The sequence below is a fragment of the Paenibacillus sp. J22P143 genome, assembly GCF_059692035.1.
The window spans coordinates 19,424-42,147 of sequence record NZ_JCAUAQ010000022.1; the positions used below are offsets into that span (position 1 = coordinate 19,424).

The window sequence follows — 22,724 nt, forward strand, 5'->3', positions numbered from 1 at the left end:
ATTGTTTTTCACATATCCAGAAAACTCCTTGAAGGATAAAAGTACTGTCTTGGAGAAGTGAGAAGTATAAAAAACTATCTTAAGGAGGTTAACTCCCTCATGGCTTTCCAGCTAAAATCTCCTCGCAAGACCTTATTTGCAAAAATATTGTTTACTCTTACGGTAACGGTTACTTTATTGATTATAGGACTATCCTCGCTGCTCTATCGAAATTTTTTTACTTCTTCTTTGGATAATATTAATCGAATGAATACTTCTATCCTGTCTCAAACCAGTTACAGTATGAAGTACATGGATACTTTGGTTAGCAAATTTACAAATACCGTTATGTTGAGTCCCTATACATCCGTTCTGCTGCATAATCAGGAAAACGATATGGTTATGCTCGGAGAAGCATTGCGCAACCTAAATAACCTTTCACTTCCGCACGATTATGTGCACTCGGTATATACGATCAATCTAACTTTGAATCGTATCATATCCACAGAGACGGGCAGTTTTTATACAAAAGAAAATTTCTACGATCAAGACATTTTATCATTGCTGCAAACGGTGAACAAAGATTCTCTTGCCGAAATGCCTTTTTCCAGAAAAGTTCCAATGCCCCAAGCCGCAACAGATTCTGAACTTGCTAATGTGTACACCTATATCATGCTCGACAGCCTGGGAACGAATCCAACCTCGAGCATTGCGACTGTCATCAATATCAAAGCAAGTGTGCTTCGCGATCTGATCGCTTCATTGAATGCCAAAATAGCAGGATCAGGCAACGAAATTATCGTGATCGATTCAAAAGGAACCATTGTGAATCATACCTCAGAAAGCATGTTTCTGCATAGCGCGAAACAAGAGTCGTATATCCAAACTTTACTTGCATCTGATCAAGAATCGGGAAGCTTTAAGACGAACCTAAACGGTCAAGATTATCAAGTTACCTTTGTTTCTTCAGATAAACCAAAATGGAAATTTATTAGTTTGACTTCATACGCAACATTTATCGGCGCAGCTGATTCATTCAAAACCTCAACACTTTGGATATGTCTAACGATACTGGGTCTTGGTTTATTCTTCTCGTTCATCCTGTCAAGATCGCTTTATATTCCTGTCGGCCGACTTGTAGAAACTGTTAAAGGACATGTTAAAAGCACTCATCATAAGGATCATCCGACAAATGACATCTATTTTCTGCAAAACGTATTCAAAGAAATGATTACGAAAAATAATGAATGGGAACACAAACAAAGAGAACAACTCGCTCCCCTAAAAAACAAATGGCTGCAAGATATACTGTTTGGGACCAGATATGTTGATCAAGAAGAGTTGCGAGTTTCTCAAAAAGAATTTGGCATACATTTGAATCTAAATGGCCCACTAAGGCTGTTAATACTACGTCTAGACAACTATCGCGATTTCCTCGACAAATACGATGAGAAAGACCGTTGGCTCTTAAAATTCGGCATTGCAAACATCGTTAATGAGATCCTATCAGAGGAATATAAACTGGAGACCATTTACCTGGAAAACGATCAGCTCCTGTTGTTGTTGGAAATCAGCCCATCCGAAAATGTTGAAACTGCAGAAAGTACCTTAAAGGGGCTTATTGAATTAGCGAATACCGCTGTAAATCAGTACTTAAAGCTCTCTTTTTCCGCAACCCTAAGCAGCCCAGTCTATTCCTACTTGCAGCTCAATGAGTCTTATTCCGACACATTGGCACTATCTTCCTATCGGATCATCGAAGGTCACGGCAGCTTCCTAACTCCAACTTTTCGAAGCTCGATCAAGGAAACACCAATTTCCTTTCCCGAGAGTAAAGCCAAATTGTTGCTGGACTCCTTGAAATTGGGGCATTTGGACAAAACCATGGAAGCATACGCCGACTTTATTAGCCAACTCTCCGGAACGACTTATGAAAACTTGCTTTCGTCCTTTATGCAGCTCAGCTTCATGTTGAAGACAACTTTTAATATTATTTTGGAAAATAATGAGTTCAAAAGGCCGGAATTATTTCAGCTTGTTTCCAGGAACATTGAGCAATTTGAAACCATTGACGAAATTCATGAAACCTTTTCATCCCTATTTTCTGAAATCATTCGGGCCATGGAACAAAATAAACATAATAAACACAATACGATTATTTCAAGAATTATGCAGGTAATTGAGGAGCAATACCGTGATAATAATTTAAATCTACGTCTCATTTCCGACGAATTTCAAATGTCTAATGTTTATTTAGGGAAATTATTTAAAGACGCTACAGGTAAATCCGTTTCAGAGTATATTACTGAAGTGCGTATGAATCATGTCAAACAACTGCTGGATAACAGCAATCTTTCAACCAAGCAAATCTTAGATCGATGCGGATTAGAAGAGACAAACTATTTTTATACCATTTTCAAAAAACGCTTCGGCGTATCGTTGTCTCAATACAAGATTGAGAAAAACAAAACATGAGCTTTGCCTACTCCAGAGGACAATATCCTAACTAACAAAAAGGTATACTCCTCGAAACATGAGGAAGTATACCTTACTTTTTCTCACGTCTTATGCCATAGTCGTTTATTTTCAGTTTCACGCGGTACGTAACAGGGATCTTGCTGAACTCATTATCCCAATCTTGTTTCACATTTTGCCACACTTTAGGATAATGGATTCTTAGCTGCGTGCCAAACCCGGCAACATCCACGCAATACTTGTTTTGCATGGATTTCCGAACCTTCTGACTCCAGCGTATCTTTCGCAAATCCCCTGGCGACGAGCACAAGACTGCTTTCTCTAGTCCTGTTATCTCGAGATCGCTGATCGAGCAGCGTCTGCAAATCCATGCTGCGCACTAGTTTTTCTCCAAATACAAACATTTTTTGATGTTGGTTAAATATAGGTTTGGACTCAAGCGAAAATTCAAGCGAAACTTGGTGAATCATATCCCCTGTAAGGGATTTATTTTTGTAAGGTTTCTGGTCCGATCTGCTCCTAGACGCGGCAATCTTGGGAATGATGATCTGCCAGGTGATCGTAATCAAGTCTTGTTTATGATATCCTCTGCCTTTTTCTTGTATTTTCTTCTCCACCGGTGACGGATCGCCTTGATCGATGGCTTCGCCTATCACAATCGAATATTCCGTTATGCTTTTGCTGTCCCAGCAACCAGTCAAAAAAAGTAGCGACAGCATGAGTAGATTGGCTGAGATTATTTTAATTTTGCACATGGGAAATCTTCCTTAACAAAGTAATAACAAGAAGGATTGGCGCTATTAGACCAACGATTCCCAAAAAGACAATACCGATAAAGTCTCCGAGTGCTTTAACTTGGTTCATGCTTTTCGGATACATGGCTATGATGAAAATCACTGGAAGTACGGCATACACATAGCGAGAATACTCTTTCTTACATGTATGCGAAAATCCCAGAGAAACGATGTAATGGTAAATGACAAATCCAGTAAATACTTGTACGACTCGAACCACGATGAGCAAAGATTCGTACCGTTCGAGGAAGAAGCCGGTAAGTTCATAAGAACGGACGATGGAAATCGAGGGCCATGTCAAAGTAGACACTTGTTCGAACGGAATGCTCCCCAATACGACGATGACGGTTACCAAATAAATGCACACGGAAATCCCGATACCTGTCAGAAGCGCTTTGTCTGCTTTTTCAGGTCTGCTCATAAAAGCTGTAATGAATAACATCGTTTCAATTCCTATAAAAGATCTCCAGGTTTCAGGAAGTCCTCTGAATACAGGACCAATCCCCAGCCCTAGCACCGGTCGCAAATTTCCAAGTTCGAAAAGCTTAAAGCTTAACAAATAGCTAATGAAAATTAAGATGATGGTGATGGGTAAAGTTATTTCGAGCAGACGAGCGATGGAGTTGATCCCTCCCGCTGTCAGATATACGCCTACGCACATGAAGACGAGGATGATAAACTCTTTCGGTGTTCTTTCAAGAAAGTGAAAGTTAATCAACTCTGACATGTCGCGGATTTCAAATCCGGCATAGAGAGCATAATAAACGATCAGAACAAGGTTTAGCGCCTTCCCGAACCATTTGCCTGTAATGATTTGACTGTATTCAAAAAATGTTTTTCCCGGAAACCGCTGACTGAGTTTGACCACAATCAACCCGAAACCAAATGCGATGATACCCCCGACGATCACCGTAATCCATCCGTCAGGGGTCTTCATCGTGGCCGGTCCGAGTAATGCGACGAACGCTGCGAAAAAACGCAATAATCGCACTAGAGAGGATGGGATCCAGTGAACATAATAATCTTCCGGTGATTGCAACAGCATGCTGAACGTCACGGGAACGATGGACACAAAGGAAGATCCATCTGTCAGAATGGCTACTCTGCCTTCCAACAGCTAACCTATGACACGATCCGGGCGTTCTGTACTTTGTACTTGAGGGAATGGAGACATGAAGTTATCATCAATTAGCTGTTCAATATATCCTGATTCAAGCGGGTCATCGATCTTGATTTTCTCAATTCTTCGCTTCACCTCATCCACCAATTTCGGATCGGCGATTCCATCTACATAGGAGATGACTAAGTTTTTCTTGTTTCTCTCCCCCACCTGGTAATTCAGCATTCGCAAATTGGGATCGGATGCCCTTGAACGCAGCAGAGAAATATTCTCATCCACTGAATTGGCAAACCCAATCCTGGGACCCCGCACTAGCGATTCCGAAGATGGTTCTTCAAAATTTTGTTGCACAGAGGATCCCGTTCCGAGGATCAAACTGCCTGATATACCGTCGATAATCAAAGCTGTTGACCCTGTTAACACTTTTTCAATAACTTGAAATACATGCTCTGCTTCGTCTATTTTGGTAATCGGCAGTACGTCCTCTTTAATAAAAGCTTTGAAATCTTCGTTGTCATACAGTTCTATCACATTCGTTTTCGAAAGATCCATCATTAATGGTTTCAAAACATACTCTTGAATAATCGTAGAATCTGTTATTTGGTTTATATTGACGATAGCCGCGCGAATATGGGTCCCTCCGATATTAAATTCGCGTATGCCAAAGTCCGAGTTGTCACCTAAACACTCGGATAACATGTATAAATTCGCTTGTAAATTAGTAGTCAGCTTGTCGGCAGGCGGCCAATCCTTCCACTGCTTTCGTGGCGAATTATTTGCAGTTGGAAGGGCATCCCCTGAATCTATTGGCTTGTTCTCTTCGTTCCATCCTCGATTGACCCGTTCCTTATGATGAAACCACCGAAATAATCTAGTGGTAATGTATGGGATAAGAAAAGTGAGAGATGCCCATATGAGCATTTTCCAATCGGGGAGAACATCTGCTATCGTGCGCCACATTTATAACACCTCCGGTTATAGCATGGTTAATTAACATAATTTTCATGTGTTGGATTTGAAATCCCATAAAACAAAAAAATACCGTGATTTACGCGGTATTTACTAAGATATTGGTATACAACTTAATCACGAATTATGTTATTCTCATTAACGTAATTGTTCAATTATATGATCCGCTGAACGAATAGCCAGTGCAATCGTAGAAAGCGTCGGATTCGCGGCGCCCATGGATGGAAAAACGCTATTGTCCGCAATATACAGATTAGGTACGCCATGAATTTGACAATACCGATTGGTCGCAGATAGGGCGGGATCATCTCCCATACGGCATGTTCCCGCGTCATGAGCGGATCCAGGAGGTTTAAGACAAACCGCAGGTTGGCCGTCTAACCCCGCCAAACGAATGCCAGTAACGTGTGCGATCTGTTTAACAGCCGCACTCATTTGCCCTATGACGGCTTGATCCCTCCCGCTTCGAGTAAAGTGAATGTTTATTTCCGGCACACCGTAGTCGTCCCGCCGATTCAGATCCAGTGTCACTCTGTTTTCAAACCTGGGTTCGACTATACCCAGACAAAGAAATGCGATCACCCAGTCTCCATTAATTAGCTTATGCTTGTAGTTTAGCCCTACCAAATCATTCGGTCCGTGGATCTCAATCTGATAAGGTTTCCCCTTCGTCTGGGCAAGCAAAATACTGATTGTGCCTAGAGCATCCGAAATATTGCCGCCATTCATGATTCCAGTAGCAGTCACCAAAGAATGATCCATTAAATAATGGCCGATAGCTTCGCCTTGAATCTCTGAATTAAGCAAGATACGCGGCGTTTCTAGCGTACTTGCAGACAGAACGATCGTTTTCGCTTTTAAATAATGGGACTTTTTATCGGGAGACATCACTTCCACGCCGACTGCTCTCCCTTTCTCAGTGAGCACGCGTACAGCGCGTGCATTCGCGGCCAAATCAAATGGACGCTGATTTAAGGAATTTCCCAGCATTACGATCGAGCTAAAAAACACGTTGGAATGAATTTCTCCATCCGTAGACATTTTCAGATCGGCCGCCAGAGGCAGTACGGTAGCTTCAGGATATCCGTAAGCGTGCAGCCGCTGCAGCATCGCATGGGTAACTGAGGTCCTATACGTGTAGTCTTGGGTAACGCTCATCATTTTTTCAGCAATGCCGTAATAGTAGGCCATTTCCTGCTGTGTTATCGGCCATTTTGCAATTTCAGAAGGCGTCATCCGTGGACACTCAGTGGCCCAGAACAAAGTCCTCCCCCCTAGAGCAAACACTTGTTCCGAACCGAGGAATTGAGGATAAACACCTCGTCTTGATATTTTGGGATTATAGAAATATTGATCGAACCGGTCATAATCCAATGTGGAAATGTTACGAGCATGGGTCGGGACGAGCAGATCCCCCCGCTCAACCATGCCGATCCGTTTACCGCTTCTCCTCCACTGTTCGCATAACCTCCACAGAACGGCTCCTCCGCCCGCACCGCTTCCGATAATGAGGACGTCGTAATCCGTTTGTGCCATTTGCTCTATAGGGACTAACGGAATCCAATTATCGATAAAGCGAGTCGGGATAGTGGGGGCACAACTCGGAAGCTCAGTGTCTGAATCAACCGGCTCTGGAATATGTACGTGCACACCGTCAATATCTCGAACGGAATCGATAATATGTGGATTGTGGGCAATCATCGTTTCCAACAAGATGTGGAACTTGATCGCAATCATCCCGAGTGTTTCTCCGCTCCCCGCGACATAAATCTTCAATATCGTCCCCGCCCTTCTAAAGCTCTACCAATTAACAAAATGGACGCCGAACGGTTATTCCCCTCTTTTCATCCTATGAACTTTTAATAAAGCTTATGAAGAAAAAAATCCTTTATCCTGATTTCGATATTACTTTTAGCAATGTCACACCTGTTAGAATCATGATTGGCAACCCGCCCCCTAAGAAAACGATTAACGGCCAGACCATCATCACCATATCCAAGAATTCCATTTCATCGTTGAATAAGGTTAAGGTTAGAAGGAAACAAATCATAGTTAGAGGAAAAAACAGAATTCTGTCATCCTTCAATTTCAGCAGCTGTGACAAGCTGAGATTAAGAACGAACAGAGCGATAGTGGTTTTCATATAGGAACCAACGATAAGAGCTAAACTAATAACAGATTCAATCCTTTCGATAAAATCCTGCACGTTGACCATTCGGGCAATTACATAAACAGAAAATTTCAATTCGCCGGAAAGCGGTCCCAGAGCCATTATCGAACATAAAGTAACGAGAAATATGCAGAGGCCATTTACGAGAAGTGCAATTATCATGTTTTTCGCCAATGCAGCTTCTTTTTCTTGCCGAACAAACGGTAAAAGCATAGCCATGATAACCAATTCTCCATAAGGAAACCCATATAGGAAAAATGCACTGTGTAAAATCGGTTTTATTCCGCTCGGCATTACCGGAAGCAAATATTCCAGGTGGAATCTCGGACTTGCGAAAAGTAAGACCGTGAATGTTGATCCAAACATAACATAAAGCAGAAAAGGAAACATCCGAGCCATTACCTCAATCCCAGCACGCGCAGTGAGGGTAGCAGTAAGCAGGATGAGTACATAAAAGACAAATGACGGGGTTTCTCTAAACATGGTTGTGGTAAAAAATCCGCCAATATCGATGACGATAAAAGCTACTAACAATGTTGCAAAAATTAAGAACGGGATGGCAATGGTTATCGTAAGCCCATTTCCAATTGCTTTCCGACTGTAATCGATAAAGGTTAGACCCGGATACTGCTTGTTTAAATAAAGCACGCAAACAAGAAGCAAGAAACCAGCCGAGATGGATATAAAAATAGATATCCAGGCTCCATTTTTCGCAAGCCCCAAAATGGGGGAGGGAATATTAATAATGGCTGAGCCAGTCATGAAAGCCAGAAATAATATAGCCATCTGTTGTGAACTAATCGTTTCCATCTTCTTCATCGCGTGTCCCTCCCCTCCACAATCATGCCTAGGATCCCACATGCAGCAAATCAAAGATGCTCTTCGCCGGATTTTCTAACAGTGCATTGACCAAGTTAGACAAGTTCGGCCAATCCATCCCTAACACATAATCAAGTCCCAGATATATCGAGACAAGCATACATAAACCGTATGAAATACGCTCAGAAAGGTTATTTCTTTTCATTTTCGGAACATCATATACCAGTATCGCCGTGTATAATATCAACACTACAACTATTTTTTCCATCATATACAGTCCACTCCTGCCAATTGGGCGGAACTTACGGCGATTTTAAGGAAGGTTGCTTGCCAATGGTCACACCAAAGCTTTTAATGGTCACATTCACATCGATGTCAAAATGACTTTCCTCAAATCGATCATCCCAATTCTTTTTCCACTTTTCCCATACATCTGGGTGATGCCTATATATTTGATTTCCGATCCCGATCACATCCGCTTTTTTCTTCTGGAGCACTTCAATTGTTTTCTGTACGTTCTCCTTAATCGCAGTCCCCACTTTTTCGGAAAATACCTTCGCTTCTTCACTATTCATGATGGAAGAACAATGGAGTTCACCAGCAAATCCATCTACTTTAATGGACACTTGAACGTTTAGCGAATCTCCTTCAATGATAGGTTTAACTTTGGTCTTTACAGAACTGACCTCTAACGTTTCTTTCAGCTTCTTCCTTCCATTTCCCTTGTTAGTGCAAGGAATTTCAATTATGCCTCCCTCAAATTTATCGATGAGCATAATCAAGAATTTGACATTTGCCGTCGAAATGTCGTCCACCATTTTTCCGTTTTTCAAAACAGCTGCTCCATCAATTGTAATATGTGGTGAAGTGCCTCGGTTTAGATGGATAATTGGTATAAATAAGGTATTCACTTCGCTTTTGGTTTTAACAGCCACATCCAATAACGTGACGTCAATACTCTTTGACGTATTTCGGGCAGCCGCTATTTCTACTCTTCTTAATTGCTGGCCCAACGTATGTTCAATATACGGTTGAACTTCTAAATATTCACTAGCTTTGCCTTGCGTAATCAAAATTGAGATTGTTTGTCTCGGTTCGTGATCGCGCATAAAGAAATCGGTAAGATCGTTTACATTCATCTTCCTGGCCGTTTGTTCACTGATCAGAATAATTCTTGTGTGGCTCCATTGAGCTTTGCGTCCCAGATGAAGGGGGATATCGCGAATGGCTTCAAAAACGGAATCCGCTTCTGTAGTGACATTAATGTAGGCAGTTTTCCCATTATGCTCCATTGATACTCCTCCACCCGGTTTATAGATATGCGTTTTCAGCGTGATATTCCCTTCATCGGTAAGATCAATGGCTACCGCTTGGACAACTCCCCACTCGGTCAACTCGGATTTATTCCAGCAACCGGACAGAACGATAAGAGAAAGCATAGCGAGTACGATCATGATGGGTCTGCTCATGGATTGTATCTCTTGGCCAGCTGCTTCTGGCGGTTTCGCGGAGAACGAAACAGGGTTTTCAACGGAATCCGGAAGAAGAGTAACAGTGTGTCCCGCAGATTAATTGGTGCCAATGTTGACAAATAAGGCTGGCCGAGCGACCGCAAACAAGTCAGATGCAGATAAGTCAACAAGAATCCGATCATTAACCCAAACCCTCCCAATGTCGTAGCGAGCATCATAAAAGGAAATCGCAGAATCCGTAAACTGACTCCAAAGTTATATTGCGGAACAGCGAAGGAAGCAATCGCGGTTGTGGCCACTACAATGACCATGGCTGGAGAAGCGATATGTGCTTGTATGGCCGCTTGGCCGATAACTAACCCGCCAACGATGCTAACTGCAGGACCGATAGGCTTCGGCAGACGGACACCCGCTTCCCTTAGAAGTTCCAGGAAAAACTCCATTAACAGTGCTTCAACAAAAGTGGGAAAGGGAATACCTTCACGAGCATCCAGTATCGGCAGTAAGAGAATGGAAGGCAATAATTCTACATGGAATGTGGAAAAAGCAATATATACACTAGGCATTCCAACCGATATTGCAAATGCACTGATCCTTAAAAATCGAATCAAATTGGAGTGAAGCGTTCTTTGATAGTAATCTTCTGTTGTAGTAAAAAACTCAACAAACAAGCCTGGGCAAATTAAAATGGAAGGAGATCCTTGCGTCAACACGATAATTTTCCCATCTAACAAAGCGGACACCGCTGTATCCGTCCTTTCCGTATATCGATATTGAGGGAATGGAGAATAAGTTGAATCTTCAATCAGTGCTTCAATATAGGATGAGTCCAGAATTTCCAGACTATCATCCATATTTAAGATTCGATCAATAAATTCTTCTAATGTAACCGGATCAACTGCACCTTCCAAATATCCGAAAATAACTTGGGTTCTGCATTCTTTTCCGGCGGTGAGCATTTCAGTCTTGAAGTGGGGGCTTCTGATCCTTAACCGGATCAACCCGATATTTTTATCCAAATCTTCAACGGTTCCTTCGCGAGGACCTTGCACCGACGATTCAACAGGTTCACTGACTTGTCTTGTTTCCAAACCTTTCGCAGCATAGCTGAGGGCACAATCCCATCCGTCCACAAAAATGACAATATTGCCGTCCAGTATTTGCTGCACAGCTATGCCAAAATCATCAAGCAGTATGGCTGATTTCGAAGATACCCCCTGGCTGCTGAAAAACACCATCAACTCTTCCTGAGTAATCATCGTTGCAGGCCCCACCACATGCGTAACAAGATCCTGAAGTGACTCTTTCATGTAATTGAACTGTTTGTTTCCGATAATTGTTTGGAAATACACTGAGAAAGCTTTGTGCTTAAACTCAGGGCCAAAGCTCCATGGAAGAATAGTGATATCGCAGCAATCAGCAAAGATCTTTTCAATATGCTGTCGGTTCACTGTTAATAGCGTTGAAATGGTATCAATTGCCATTGTTAGATCTTCCTCCATCAAGTTTGCTTCTTCAAGATTTAGTATTTGTTAGGATTACTCAATCGTTGGATAAATATGCAAACTATTACGGCTCAATCTCAAAATCTGGTGTCCTGCAAAAAATGAATTCATAAAAATCCTGCCAAATCTATATGATTTAGATAAAGCACATAAGGAGATTGCTTAAGGACAGAAATCATCATGCATACTGGAAGCGGGGGCAATTCTCAATGATACGTGCAAGAATAGGAAGTCGCATATTTTGCGAAGTGCCATTGATCAAAGTAACGGTTTGGAATGAAAATGTTCATGAAACTACCCATGGACCTAAATCAGATCAGGTTAGGAAAATTTATCCCAAAGGCATTCATGGCGCGATTGCAGATGGCTTGCTACCCTACGGCTTCCAAGTCCGGACAGCCGTTTTCCAGCAGCCTTAGAACGGCTTGTCAGAAGCTGTGCTAAACGATACGGATGTGTTGATCTACTGGGGGCATCTTGCCCATGAGCAAATATCGGATGAGATCGTCGACCGCCTTCAGCGCAGAGTGCTGGAAGGAATGGGGCTCATTCTTCTGCATGCTGCACAAAGTTCCAAAATATTTAAAAGATTGATGGGTACCTCTGGCCTAGAAAAATGGCGTGAATATGGAGAGAAAGAAAGGCTTTGGATCGTCAATCCCGCTCATCCGATTACGGAAGGAATCGGGCCCTATTTTGAATTAGAGAAATAGGAAATGTACGGTGAGCTTTTCGATATTCCTACCCCCGACAGCCTCATTCTGATCGGCTAGTTTCAAGGCGGGGAAGTGTTTCGCAGTGGATGTACGTTTTACCGAGGAATAGGCAAGGTGTTTTATTTCCAGCCTGGCCATGAAACGTTCCCAACCTATCACAATCCGACAGTACAAAGAGTTATGGCTAATGCCGTACGATGGGCGGTCTCTCCACATGGGGAGGTTGTTTATGGAAATACATTGCCATTGGAAAATATCGGAAAGTTCTGAGCTGCAGAAGAACCCTTCGATTCTCGAAGGGTTCTTCTTTACTTTATTTTACTTGCTCTGCCACATAATCTGCTGTTCGCAGTGCCAAAGCCATGATGGACAGTGACGGATTAGCCGACCCGCTGCTTGGAAGGACGCTGCCGTCCGCTACATAAAGCCCTAACACTCCATGGATTTGGCCGTAACGGTTTGTAGCCGAAGTCATCGGGTCGTCTCCCATGCGGCAGGTTCCCATCTCATGGAGCTCCGCACCCGGATCGGCCGTATTCATGGAGGTCAGGGACACCCCCATCGCCGTAGCGGCCCTCTCGATCCCGACTTTTATTTCCTGAATCGTCATCATATCTTGCTGGCTGTAGGAGAAATTGATGTGTAGCTTTGGCACTCGCGACTCTATTGCCTGCTCTCGAATAGCCGAACGATCAGGCCAGTGCAGCCCGACTGTTGTGCTGTTCCACAATTCCTGCAAGCGATCAAATGTATAAGTAGGCATATTCATGAGATGGGTGGGAGCAAGAGGGTAACCCGCTTCAATGACCCCAATCCGCTTGCCGCTTTTGGCCCATTGCTGCGCCAATCTCCACAACACCGCACCTCCGCCAGCCCCCGTGCCTACAATGATGGCATCGTAATCCCTCATCCCCATTTGTTCGATCGGCGTTAGCGGGATCCATTCATACGGATTTTGTGCAGGAGCAGGAGTCGAACACACTGGAATCGGTAAAGTCCACATCGCCAAACCTCCCTAAGACATGATTATGCCGCATATTCCGTCATGACCTGGTCTTTCAATTCTTCGTTTGGCTAACGATATGATCGGCTGTCCGCATCGCCAAAGCAACGGTCGTCAACATCGGATTTGCCGGTCCAGAAAGACGGACAACGCTGGTATCGGCGACGAACAGGTTTGCAATGCCATGGATTTGACCATAGGGATTCGTTGCAGACGTTTCCGGATCAAGCCCCATTCGGCAGGTGCCGCATTCATGATTGTCTTCCCCAGGCTTGATCATCCAAGGCTCTTTTTCTAAATCCAATTGCATACTGCCAACCGCGCTTCGCATCACATGGAATAATTCAGGAATCCTCGCCCTATCCTGATTGCTGTGTGAGAAATTTACTTGCAAGCGCGGAACTCCGTATTCGTCCTGAGTGCCTGGTTCAAGGAATACTCGGTTTTCATATCGCGGTTCCACCGTCCCTGAAGAAACAAATCGAAATTCTTGTCCCAGGTCATGACTTGGACGCCTGCGGCTTTCCCTTTATCTGTCAGTACTTGCACCACACGCGTATTGACGGTCAAATCGAAAGGTCTCCGATTCAGCGCATAAGATAAAAAGTTAATCGAACTAAAAAATACATTCGAATGGACCTATCCGTACTTGGTAGTCTCGAGATCGACGGCCAAAGGTGTATCGGTTGCAGCGGGAAACCCGTTCGAGCGAAGACGTTGAAGCAGCGTTTCCTGAATCGATGACCCGGCGGTATATCTGGTGGTTACATTCATGAATTGTTCGGCGATCGAATAATGGGGGCCTGATTCGATCATGCCGATCCGTTTGCCGTTTTTTCCCCACAGCTGGCATAGTCTCGAGAGTGCGGCTCCGCCTCCGGCCCGCTACCGACGATGATCACATCATATTCGGTCTGCGACATCTTCTCGATCGGTGTTAAAGGAATCCAATGATCCATGTTATCAGTTTCTTTGCTCATTGACGGTTCACATCCTTTTTACAAATGATAAAAGAAGTTCTACTGTCTCATTTTTTTAGCTGGGAAATCTCCTTTTTCAGCCGCGTAATCTCTTCAGCTTGACTTTTTAACTCTTCTCCCAAGGCAGCCATCTTCAGACTGGACTCAACAAGCTGTATATCGCGTAAAATAATTGTATTGGTTCTTTCAACGATTTGAATATCACGTAATGATATAACGGTAGTCAGCGAAGCGATTTGCTCATCTCGAACGGAGAGGGTAACACTTCGTTCCGCAATTTGCTCATCTCGCACTGCAATGATGACATTACGTTCCGCCATTTGTGTGTCCTTTAAAACAATTTGAGCTTGCAGCCTTTCAATTTCTTTCCGGGCCGCTTCAAGTTCCGACTGACACGTTTCTAGTTTCTTACTGCATTCTCCTAATTTCTGGGCACAATTGTTAGAATTATTCAGCTTCCCGCTCTGCTTCTTAACGTAATTGTTCAATGATATAATCCGCTGTCCGAATAGACAGTGCAATCGTTGAAAGTGTTGGATTTGAAGCGCCCATGAATGGAATGACGCTATTGTCCGCAATATAAAGATTCGGTATGCCATGAATTTGGCCATAACGATTGGTCACCGAAGAAGCGGGGTCATCTCCCATACGGCATGTCCCCGCGTCATGAGCAGATCCGGGAGGTTTAAGACAAACGGCAGGTTGGCCCTCTACCCCCGCCAATCGAATTCCTAGATCCTGTGCGACCTGTTCAACAGCCGCATGCATTTGCCCAATGACTGCTTGATCCCTGACGCTTCGAGTGAATTGGATTGTTATTTCCGGCACACCATAGTCGTCCCGCCGCTTCAGATCCAGTGTCAATCTGTTTTCTCTCCTGGGTTCGACTACACCTAAACAAAGGAATGCGATCAACCAGTCTCCGTTTATTCGATTATGTTTGTAGTTTAGTCCAACCAAATCATTCGGTCCGTGGATTTCAATCTGATAAGGCTTCCCCTTCGTCTGGGCAAGCAAAATACTGATTGTGCCTAAAGCGTCTGGAATTTTACCACCGTTCATGATTCCTGTAGCAGACACAAAAGAATGATCCAATAAATAATGGCCTATCGCTTCACCCTGTATCTCTGAATTTAGCAAGATACGTGGCGTTTCTAGCGTACTTGCAGAAAGAACGATCATTTTCGCTTTTAAATAATGAGACTTTTTATCGGGAGACATCACTTCTACGCCAACTGCCCTCCCTTTATCAGTAAGTACACGTACAGCCCGTGCATTAGTAGCCAAATCAAATGGATGTTGATTTAAGGCTTTTCCCATCATTGCGATTGAGCTAAAAAACACGTTGGAATGAATTTCTCCAGCATTAGCCTTTTTTAGATCTGCTGCCAAAGGGATTACAATAGACTCCGGATATCCATAAAAGTGCAATCGCTGCAGCATCTCATGAGTAACTGAATTTCTATATGTGTAGGATTGGTTAACATTCATTAGTTTTTCGGCAATGCTGTAATAGAATGACATTTCCTGCTGTTTTATTGGCCATTGTGCAATTACAGACGGTGCCATCCGAGGACACTCCGTGGCCCAAAACAAAGTCCTTCCGCCTAAAGCGAACACTTGTTCCAATCCAGGGAATTGAGGATAAGCGCCTCGTCTTGATATTTTGGGATTATAGAAATATTGATCAAACCGGTCATAATCCAATGTAGCAATGTTACGAGCATGTGTTGGGACGAGCAGATCCCCTCGCTCAACCATGCCGATCCGTTTACCGTTTCTTCTCCACTGTTCGCATAATCTCCAAAGAACGGCTCCTCCTCCCGCACCGCTTCCGATAATAAGAACGTCGTAATCCGTTTGTTCCATTTGCTCTAAAGGAGTTAATGGAATCCAATTATCGATATAGCGAGATGGGATATTGGGGGCACAACTCGGTAGTTCAGTGTCTGGGATAACCTGCTCTGGAAGTTGTACGTGAATCCCGTTAATATCTTGATCGGAATCCGTAATCTTCGGATTGTAGGCAATAATCGTTTCCATTGAGATCCGGAACTTGCTCGCAATGATCCCAAGTGTTTCTCCACTCCCCGCGACATAAATCCTCAATAGCGTTCCCCCATTCTTGTTATAAGCCCTGTTTACTGGACTTCATAAATCTTGTCGGGCTTGTGCCTGTATATTTTTTGAACACATAGTAAAAGTACTTATATTCACTGAAGCCCGTCATACTTGCTATTTCATATATTCGGGATTTACCTGTGGCCAGCAGTTCTACAGCTTTTTGAATCCTGTTGCGATTGAGGTTCTCAATAATTTCCCTAAGTTTTATTTCGTCCACAGGCATTAACATGCTTTGAAACGAATATATTTTCGAAGCCTGCTCCAACATTTCTATCCCATTCATAATAGGTATCCTAATCTCTGTAATCACTAAGTCTGGCCGAAGCTGCTGAATCAATTGAAGTCCTTTCAGTCCGTCATCCGTATCTGCTACAACCATACAGTTCATTGACAGCCAATCAATGGTGTGAACAAGCCTTTTTCTAATAATCTTCTCGCCTTCAACGATGATTACCCTCAGTATGCTCACTACCTCCTCTATCAACCGACAAAATGATCCTAATGTTTGTTCTCCCAGGATGCTCGCTTGGTATATCTAATCCAAACTTTTCGATTTTAAAGTTCTCTTTAGCATAGTCACACCTGTTAAAATCATGATTGGCAACCCTCCCGCTAAAAAGACGATTAACGGCCAGACCGTCATCACCATATCCATGAACTCTATTTCATTGTTGAATAAGGTTAAGGTTAGAAGGAAACAAATCATTGTCAGTGGAAAAAAAAGGATTCTATTATCCTTCAATTTCAATATTTGTGACAAGCTGAGATTAAGAACAAAAAGAGCGATAGTGGCTTTCATATAAGAACCCACGATAAGCGTTAATCCAATAACAGACTCAATCCTTTCGATAAAATCCTGCACATTGACAATACGGGCAATGTCATAAACAGAAAATTTCAATTCGCCGGAAAGCGGCCCCAGAGTCAATACGGAACATAAAGTAACGAGCAATATACTGAGGCCATTTATTAGAAGTGCAATTATCATGTTTTTCGCCAATACAACTTCTTTAGCTTGTCGAACAAATGGTAAAAGCATTGCCATAACAACCAATTCTCCATAAGGAAACCCATATAAGAATAATGCACCATGTAAAATCGGTTTTATCCCGCTCGGTATTGTCGGGAGCAAATTTGCCATTTGAAATTTCGGACTTGCTAAAAGCAAGACTGTGAGTGTCGAACCAAACATAACGTAAAGCAACAAAGGAAACATCCGAGCCATTACCTCAATCCCAGCACGCGCAGTAAGGGTCGCAGTAAGCAGGATGAGTGCATAAAAGATAAATGACGGGGTTTCCCTAAACATGGTTGTGGTTAAAAATCCGCCAATATCGATAACGATTAATGCTACTAACAATGCTGCAAAAATGATGAACGGGATGGCCAAGGCTATCGTTATCCCATTTCCAATTGCTTTACGACTGTAATCGATAAAGGTTAGACCTGGGTACTGCTTGTTTAAATAAAGCACGCAGACAAGAAGCAAGAAACCAGCCAAGTTGGATATAAGAATAGATATCCACGCTCCGTTCTGCGCCAGCCCCAATATTGGGGCTGGAATATTGATTATGGCTGAGCCGGTCATAAAAGCCAGAAATAGTATGGCCATCTGTTGTGAACTGATCATTTCCATCTTCTTCATAGCGTGTCCCTTCCATCCATAATCAAGACTAGGATCTCACATGCAGCCAATCAAAGATGCTCTTCGCCGGCTTTTCTAATAAAGCATTAACTAAGTCAGACAAGTTCGGCCAGTCCATCTCTAACACATAATCAAGTCCGAGATATATCGAGATAAACATGCATATACCGTATGAAATACGCTCAGAAAGGTTATTTTTTTTCATTTTCGGAACATCATATACCAGTATCACCGTGTATAAAATCAACACTACTATTTTTCCCATCATATACAGCCCCCTTGCTGCCAATTGGGCAAGAATTACGGTGATTTTATGGAAGGTGCCTTGCCAATGGTCAAACCAAAGCTTTTAATGGCCACATCCACAGCGATGTCAAAATGAATTTCCTCAAATCGATCCTCCCAATTACCTTTCCAATTTCTCCATACATCTGGGTGATGTGCGTATATTTGATTTCCGATCCCGATAACATCCGCTCTTTCCTTCTGGAGCAATTCAATGGCTTTCTGCACGTTTTCCTTAATCTCTGTTCCCACCTTTTTGGAATATGCCCTCGCTTCATCACTATTCGTTACGGAAGAACAGTGGAGTTCACCAACAAATCCATCGACTTTGATGGACACTTGAACATGAAGCGAATCTCCTTCAAGGATAGGTTTAACTTTTGTCTTTAGCGAACTAACCTCTAGCGTTTCACTCATCATTTGCTTACCATTTCCTTTGTTAGCACAGGGAATTTCAACTATGCCTCGCTCAAATTTATCGACGAGCATTAGCAAGGCTTTGACGTTCTCTGTCGGAATGTCATCCACCATTTTCCCGTTTTTTAATACAGCAACTCCATCAAAACTAATAAAAGGCGAAGGGCCGCGCTCTAAACGCGCATATGGAATAAAAAAAGCATTCACTTCTCTTTTGGATTGAACAGCCAAATCCAATAGTGTGGCATCAATGCTCTTTGACGTATAACGGGCAGCCCCTTTCTCCATCCTATTTATTTGCTGGCCCATCGTATGCTCAATATAAGGTTGAATTTTCAAATATTCACTAGCTTCGCCTTGTGTAATTAGCACAGAGACTGTCAATCTCGGTTCGTGATCGCGCAAGAAAAAATCGGTCAGATCATTTACATTCATCTTCCTAGCCGTTTGTTCACCGATCAGAATAACTCTATTGTGGCTCCATTGCGCTTTGCGTCCCAATTCAAGGGGGATATCACGAATGGCTTCAAAAATGGAATCCGCTTCTGTATGGATGTTAATGTAGGAATTTTTCCCATTTTGATCCAATGAAATTCCTCCACCTGGTTTATAGATATGCGTTGTCAACGCGATCTTGCCTTCATCGGTAAGATCAATGGCTACCGCTTGAACGACTCCCCACTCAGGCAGCTCGGATCTATTCCAACAACCGGACAGAAAGATAAGAGAAAGTATAGCAAGTACGAATATGATAGGTCTGCTCATGGATTGTCTCTCTCTTCCCGCTGTTTCTGGTAATATCGCTGAGAACGAAGCAGGGTTTTCAAGGGCTTCCGAAAGAAGATTGACAGTGTGTCCCTCAGATTAAATGGCGCTAATGTAGCCAAATAGGGCTGGCCAAGCGACCGTAAACAATTCAGGTGCAGATAGATCAACAAAAATCCGATCATTAACCCAAATCCACCCAATGTCGTAGCAAGTATCATTAAAGGAAACCGCAGAATCCGTAAACTGACTCCGAAGTTATATTGTGGAACAGCGAAGGAAGCAATCGCGGTCGTGGCCACTACAATGACCATAGCAGGAGAAGCAATATGTGCTTGTATGGCCGCTTGGCCGATGACTAACCCGCCAACGATGCTAACTGCAGGACCAATCGGCTTCGGCAGTCGGATACCTGCTTCCCTTAGAAGTTCTAGGAAAAACTCCATTAACAACGCTTCAACAAAAGCGGGAAAGGGGATACCCTCTCGAGCATCTAATATCGGCAGCAAGAGAATGGAAGGCAATAATTCGATATGGAATGTAGAAAAAGCAATATACACACTAGGAAGCCCAAGTGATATTGCAAATGCATTAATTCTTAATAAGCGAATCATATTGGAGTGAATCGTTCTTTGATAGTAATCTTCTGTCGTAGAAAAAAATTCAACAAACAAGCCTGGGCAAATCAAAATGGATGGAGATCCTTGCGTCAAAACGATAATTTTCCCATCTAACAAAGCGGACACCGCCGTATCCGTCCTTTCGGTATATCGATATTGAGGGAATGGAGAATAAGTTGAATCTTCAATCATCGCTTCAATGTAGGAGGGATCCAGAATTTCCAAACTATCATCTAAATTTGCAATTCTGTCATAAAACTCTTCTAATGTATCCGAATCAACTGCACCTTCCAAATATCCGAATATCATTTTGGTTTTGCATTCTTTTCCGGCGGTGAGCATTTCAGTCTTGAAGTGGGGGCTTCTGATCCTTAACCGGATCAATCCAATATTTTTATCCAAATCTTCGACGGTTCCTTCGCGAGGCCCTTGCACCGATGACTCAATAGGTTCACTGACTTGTCTTGTTTCCAAACCTTTCGCAATATAGCTGAGTGCATAATCCCATCCGTCCACAAAAATGACAATATGACCGTCCAGTATTTGCTGCACGGCTAGAGCAAAATCATCAAGCAGTATCGCTGATTGAGAAGATACCCCCTGGTTGCTGAAAAAAACCATCAACTCTTCCTGAGTAATTCTCGTTGCAGGTCCTACCACATGCGTAACAAGATCCTGAAGTGACTCCTTCATGTAATTGAATTTTTTATTTCCGACAATGGTTTGGAAATACACGGAGAAAGCTTTATGCTTAAATTCTGGGCCAAAACTCCATGGAAGAATAGTGATATCGCAGCAATCGGCAAAAATGTTTTCAATCTGCTGTCGGTTCTCTGGTAATAGCGTTGAAATGGTTTCATTTGCCATTGGAAGATCTTCCTCCATAAAGTGTGACTAGTTTTACTTTTATATTTACTCAAATGATATGATTCTTCTTGCGATATTCTCCAGGTGACATTCCCATCTGCTTCTGGAACCATTCACTAAAGTAACGGGAATTCGGATAGCCTACCGATTCGCCGATTTGATAGACTTTCAATGTGCTTGACTTCAGCAGCTCAGTAGCCTTCTCCATCCGCATATCGGAAAGATTATCGCTGAAGGACCTCCCCGTGACCTGCCGAAATAATCGGCTTAAATAGCTCGGAGAGACACTTACGTACTTGGCGATTTCGGAGAGTGTGATATTCGTCATGTATCTGAAGCTCATGATGTCGAGTGCCTTCTTGATAAGGTATGAGCCCTGATCGATCTTGCCCTCGCTACGTTCATCGAAGTTAACTTGATATTTGTATTTTTCTTCAAGGAACGAAACTTCGATTCTCAATTTCCTCCGATAAATTTCATGTATGATTTTATTAATGAATTGCGTATCTAATTTTAGTGTCGTGGCAATATTCAGAAAATTTAGCAACTCGTCATCCTTTAAAGATCGCATAATTTGACACCCCAAATAGTAATAGCCTTTTAAACTTGATAGGTAGAGGGAAGAAATTACATTACCTTTCGCTCATTCAATTCTGAAATGGGTTCACTACTTATTTTAAACGAAAGGATAAGCGCTTTTAATGTGGTGAATTTATCTTTTATTTCGTTTTAAGACACAACTTTCTTCTTCCTTCACACTTTTTCACATTTTACTAAAGTAGTTGACTTCTATATTGATTGCTAAAGTATCGCTGCAGCTTTAGATTATGGGAAAAGTGATGCTAACGGTAGTACCTTTACCTTGCTCACTTTCAATATAAATAGAACCTTTGTGTGCTTCAATAATATTGTAACACACCATTAATCCCAAGCCCGTCCCCTTCTCCTTAGTAGTAAAAAAAGGTTGACCAAGTTTAAGGATTTGACCATGGGGAATACCATCCCCCTGATCGATGAAACGGAGTAGAACTCTATCACTAGCTACTTCACTCTGAATAATTATATTTCCTCCGTTAGGCATTGCTTCAAATGCATTTCTTATAATATTAATAAATACCTGTTTTAGTTGATTCCCATCACAAAAAATGGGAGGAATGCTATCTTCAAGTTCATAAATGATTTGTACATTGATAAATATTGCTTGTGGTTCTAAAAGAAAAATAACATTATCCACTAGCATTTTTAAATTATTTTTTTTCATATTTGCAATTTGAGGTTTTGACAGCAACATGAACTCATTTACAATTAAGTTTATGCGTTCAATTTCCTCCAACATGATTGTACAATAGGAATCACAATACTTACTTTTTAGTAATTGTGTAAATCCCTTAAGAGTAGTTAGAGGATTTCGTATTTCATGGGCAACTCCTGCAGCTAATTGCCCGATAGTAGAAAGTTTATCTGTTCTTTCTAAAAAGTCTTCGTTTCTTTTCCTAGCAGAGGTATCTCTTATCACACTTTGTATAACTGCCCTCCCCAAGAAATTAAACGCCTCTACACTAGAGATTTCAGTTTCAATTTCTTCTCCATCGATACGAATTAATTCAATCGGTATGAAATCAAGGTAATTATCTTCAACTCCAACTTCGAGAAGACGACGCTTCACTATTCCATGGTAATCAAATAGAATAAAGTCAAAAATTGATCTACCAATTATTTCTTTTTGAGATTCCGCACCAATCAGTTTTAAGGCTGCTCTATTTAAAAAGATAAGAATTCCCTCGCTATGCACGATTATTGGTTCTGGAGAGATTTCAACCATGCGTCGATAACGGTTATCACTCACTTGTAACATAGATTGCTTCGAAGTAAGATTTTGACTCCTTCTAACATGTTGGTATCGATGTCCATGGTTGATTCTCATAATTTATTTCCTTCTTATCCTTCAATTTTAGTATTTAGAATTCAAAGCGTTGCATAGAAGCTACTTGACTATATA

The 22,724-nt window shown here is 42.3% G+C and carries 22 protein-coding genes and 2 pseudogenes; 2 read left to right on the forward strand and 22 right to left on the reverse strand.

Features of this window, described 5'->3' with window-relative positions; genetic code table 11:
- The first annotated feature begins 99 nt into the window (after nucleotides 1-99).
- A complete protein-coding gene (locus tag AC58PQ_RS22870; RefSeq protein ID WP_497245670.1) occupies nucleotides 100-2,454 on the forward strand; it encodes a helix-turn-helix domain-containing protein in 2,355 nt (784 codons plus the stop codon).
- Nucleotides 2,455-2,527: 73 nt separating this feature from the next.
- On the opposite strand, the gene AC58PQ_RS22875 is transcribed toward AC58PQ_RS22870, so the two are convergent.
- The 8 genes and pseudogenes from AC58PQ_RS22875 to AC58PQ_RS22910 form a co-directional block, all read right to left on the reverse strand.
- The gene (locus AC58PQ_RS22875; protein WP_497245672.1) at nucleotides 2,528-2,704 is read right to left on the reverse strand and encodes a Ger(x)C family spore germination C-terminal domain-containing protein; all 177 of its coding nucleotides are present in this window, start codon (nucleotides 2,702-2,704) and stop codon (nucleotides 2,528-2,530) included.
- The gene (locus AC58PQ_RS22880; RefSeq protein WP_497245674.1) at nucleotides 2,640-3,209 is read right to left on the reverse strand and encodes a Ger(x)C family spore germination protein; all 570 of its coding nucleotides are present in this window, start codon (nucleotides 3,207-3,209) and stop codon (nucleotides 2,640-2,642) included. The genes AC58PQ_RS22875 and AC58PQ_RS22880 overlap by 65 nt, the downstream gene beginning before the upstream one ends.
- Nucleotides 3,196-5,328, reverse strand: a pseudogene (locus AC58PQ_RS22885) (GerAB/ArcD/ProY family transporter). The gene AC58PQ_RS22880 and the pseudogene AC58PQ_RS22885 overlap by 14 nt, the downstream one beginning before the upstream one ends.
- Before the next feature lie 147 nt (nucleotides 5,329-5,475).
- On the reverse strand, nucleotides 5,476-7,113 hold the full coding sequence (locus tag AC58PQ_RS22890; protein WP_497245676.1) for a GMC oxidoreductase: 1,638 nt from the start codon (nucleotides 7,111-7,113) through the stop codon (nucleotides 5,476-5,478).
- Nucleotides 7,114-7,225: 112 nt separating this feature from the next.
- Nucleotides 7,226-8,326 carry a GerAB/ArcD/ProY family transporter gene (locus AC58PQ_RS22895; protein ID WP_497245678.1) on the reverse strand — a complete coding sequence of 367 codons (1,101 nt, stop codon included), beginning with the start codon at nucleotides 8,324-8,326 and terminating at the stop codon, nucleotides 7,226-7,228.
- Nucleotides 8,327-8,354: 28 nt separating this feature from the next.
- Nucleotides 8,355-8,597, reverse strand: a complete 243-nt coding sequence (locus AC58PQ_RS22900) for a hypothetical protein (protein WP_497245680.1) — start codon at nucleotides 8,595-8,597, stop codon at nucleotides 8,355-8,357.
- Nucleotides 8,598-8,628: 31 nt separating this feature from the next.
- Entirely contained in the window at nucleotides 8,629-9,795 is a 1,167-nt protein-coding gene (locus AC58PQ_RS22905) for a Ger(x)C family spore germination protein (protein ID WP_497245682.1), read from the reverse strand.
- Complete coding sequence (locus AC58PQ_RS22910) at nucleotides 9,792-11,282, reverse strand: spore germination protein (RefSeq protein WP_497245684.1); 1,491 nt, start codon at nucleotides 11,280-11,282, stop codon at nucleotides 9,792-9,794. The genes AC58PQ_RS22905 and AC58PQ_RS22910 overlap by 4 nt, the downstream gene beginning before the upstream one ends.
- 275 nt (nucleotides 11,283-11,557) lie before the next feature.
- Here AC58PQ_RS22910 and AC58PQ_RS22915 point away from each other — a divergent pair.
- Nucleotides 11,558-12,289 (forward strand): annotated as a pseudogene (locus tag AC58PQ_RS22915) (ThuA domain-containing protein).
- Nucleotides 12,290-12,332: 43 nt separating this feature from the next.
- On the opposite strand, the gene AC58PQ_RS22920 reads toward AC58PQ_RS22915, so the two are convergent.
- From AC58PQ_RS22920 to AC58PQ_RS22985, 14 genes are all read right to left on the reverse strand, one after another.
- A complete protein-coding gene (locus AC58PQ_RS22920) occupies nucleotides 12,333-13,022 on the reverse strand; it encodes a GMC family oxidoreductase (protein WP_497245686.1) in 690 nt (229 codons plus the stop codon).
- A 55-nt stretch (nucleotides 13,023-13,077) separates the two neighbouring features.
- Nucleotides 13,078-13,485 carry a GMC family oxidoreductase gene (locus tag AC58PQ_RS22925; protein WP_497245688.1) on the reverse strand — a complete coding sequence of 136 codons (408 nt, stop codon included), beginning with the start codon at nucleotides 13,483-13,485 and terminating at the stop codon, nucleotides 13,078-13,080.
- Nucleotides 13,407-13,592, reverse strand: coding sequence for a hypothetical protein (locus tag AC58PQ_RS22930; protein WP_497245756.1), 186 nt, complete (start codon nucleotides 13,590-13,592; stop codon nucleotides 13,407-13,409). The genes AC58PQ_RS22925 and AC58PQ_RS22930 overlap by 79 nt, the downstream gene beginning before the upstream one ends.
- Before the next feature lie 69 nt (nucleotides 13,593-13,661).
- The gene (locus AC58PQ_RS22935; protein WP_497245690.1) at nucleotides 13,662-13,838 is read right to left on the reverse strand and encodes a hypothetical protein; all 177 of its coding nucleotides are present in this window, start codon (nucleotides 13,836-13,838) and stop codon (nucleotides 13,662-13,664) included.
- Nucleotides 13,835-14,002 (reverse strand): hypothetical protein, encoded by a 168-nt coding sequence (locus tag AC58PQ_RS22940; RefSeq protein WP_497245692.1) that lies wholly within the window; start codon nucleotides 14,000-14,002, stop codon nucleotides 13,835-13,837. Before AC58PQ_RS22940 ends, AC58PQ_RS22935 begins: the two co-directional genes overlap by 4 nt.
- A gap of 47 nt (nucleotides 14,003-14,049) precedes the next feature.
- Entirely contained in the window at nucleotides 14,050-14,490 is a 441-nt protein-coding gene (locus tag AC58PQ_RS22945) for a hypothetical protein (RefSeq protein WP_497245694.1), read from the reverse strand.
- Entirely contained in the window at nucleotides 14,474-16,111 is a 1,638-nt protein-coding gene (locus tag AC58PQ_RS22950) for a GMC oxidoreductase (RefSeq protein WP_497245696.1), read from the reverse strand. The genes AC58PQ_RS22945 and AC58PQ_RS22950 overlap by 17 nt, the downstream gene beginning before the upstream one ends.
- A 19-nt stretch (nucleotides 16,112-16,130) precedes the next feature.
- A complete protein-coding gene (locus AC58PQ_RS22955) occupies nucleotides 16,131-16,595 on the reverse strand; it encodes a response regulator transcription factor (RefSeq protein ID WP_497245698.1) in 465 nt (154 codons plus the stop codon).
- Between the two features lie 66 nt (nucleotides 16,596-16,661).
- Nucleotides 16,662-17,771: a GerAB/ArcD/ProY family transporter gene (locus AC58PQ_RS22960; RefSeq protein WP_497245700.1), complete on the reverse strand. Its 1,110-nt coding sequence runs from the start codon at nucleotides 17,769-17,771 to the stop codon at nucleotides 16,662-16,664.
- Between the two features lie 28 nt (nucleotides 17,772-17,799).
- On the reverse strand, nucleotides 17,800-18,036 hold the full coding sequence (locus AC58PQ_RS22965; protein WP_497245702.1) for a hypothetical protein: 237 nt from the start codon (nucleotides 18,034-18,036) through the stop codon (nucleotides 17,800-17,802).
- A gap of 35 nt (nucleotides 18,037-18,071) precedes the next feature.
- On the reverse strand, nucleotides 18,072-19,238 hold the full coding sequence (locus AC58PQ_RS22970; RefSeq protein ID WP_497245704.1) for a Ger(x)C family spore germination protein: 1,167 nt from the start codon (nucleotides 19,236-19,238) through the stop codon (nucleotides 18,072-18,074).
- Nucleotides 19,235-20,725: a spore germination protein gene (locus tag AC58PQ_RS22975; protein ID WP_497245706.1), complete on the reverse strand. Its 1,491-nt coding sequence runs from the start codon at nucleotides 20,723-20,725 to the stop codon at nucleotides 19,235-19,237. Before AC58PQ_RS22975 ends, AC58PQ_RS22970 begins: the two co-directional genes overlap by 4 nt.
- Before the next feature lie 49 nt (nucleotides 20,726-20,774).
- The gene (locus AC58PQ_RS22980) at nucleotides 20,775-21,296 is read right to left on the reverse strand and encodes a helix-turn-helix domain-containing protein (RefSeq protein ID WP_497245708.1); all 522 of its coding nucleotides are present in this window, start codon (nucleotides 21,294-21,296) and stop codon (nucleotides 20,775-20,777) included.
- Nucleotides 21,297-21,545: 249 nt separating this feature from the next.
- Complete coding sequence (locus tag AC58PQ_RS22985; RefSeq protein ID WP_497245710.1) at nucleotides 21,546-22,649, reverse strand: ATP-binding protein; 1,104 nt, start codon at nucleotides 22,647-22,649, stop codon at nucleotides 21,546-21,548.
- Nucleotides 22,650-22,724: the final 75 nt, after the last annotated feature.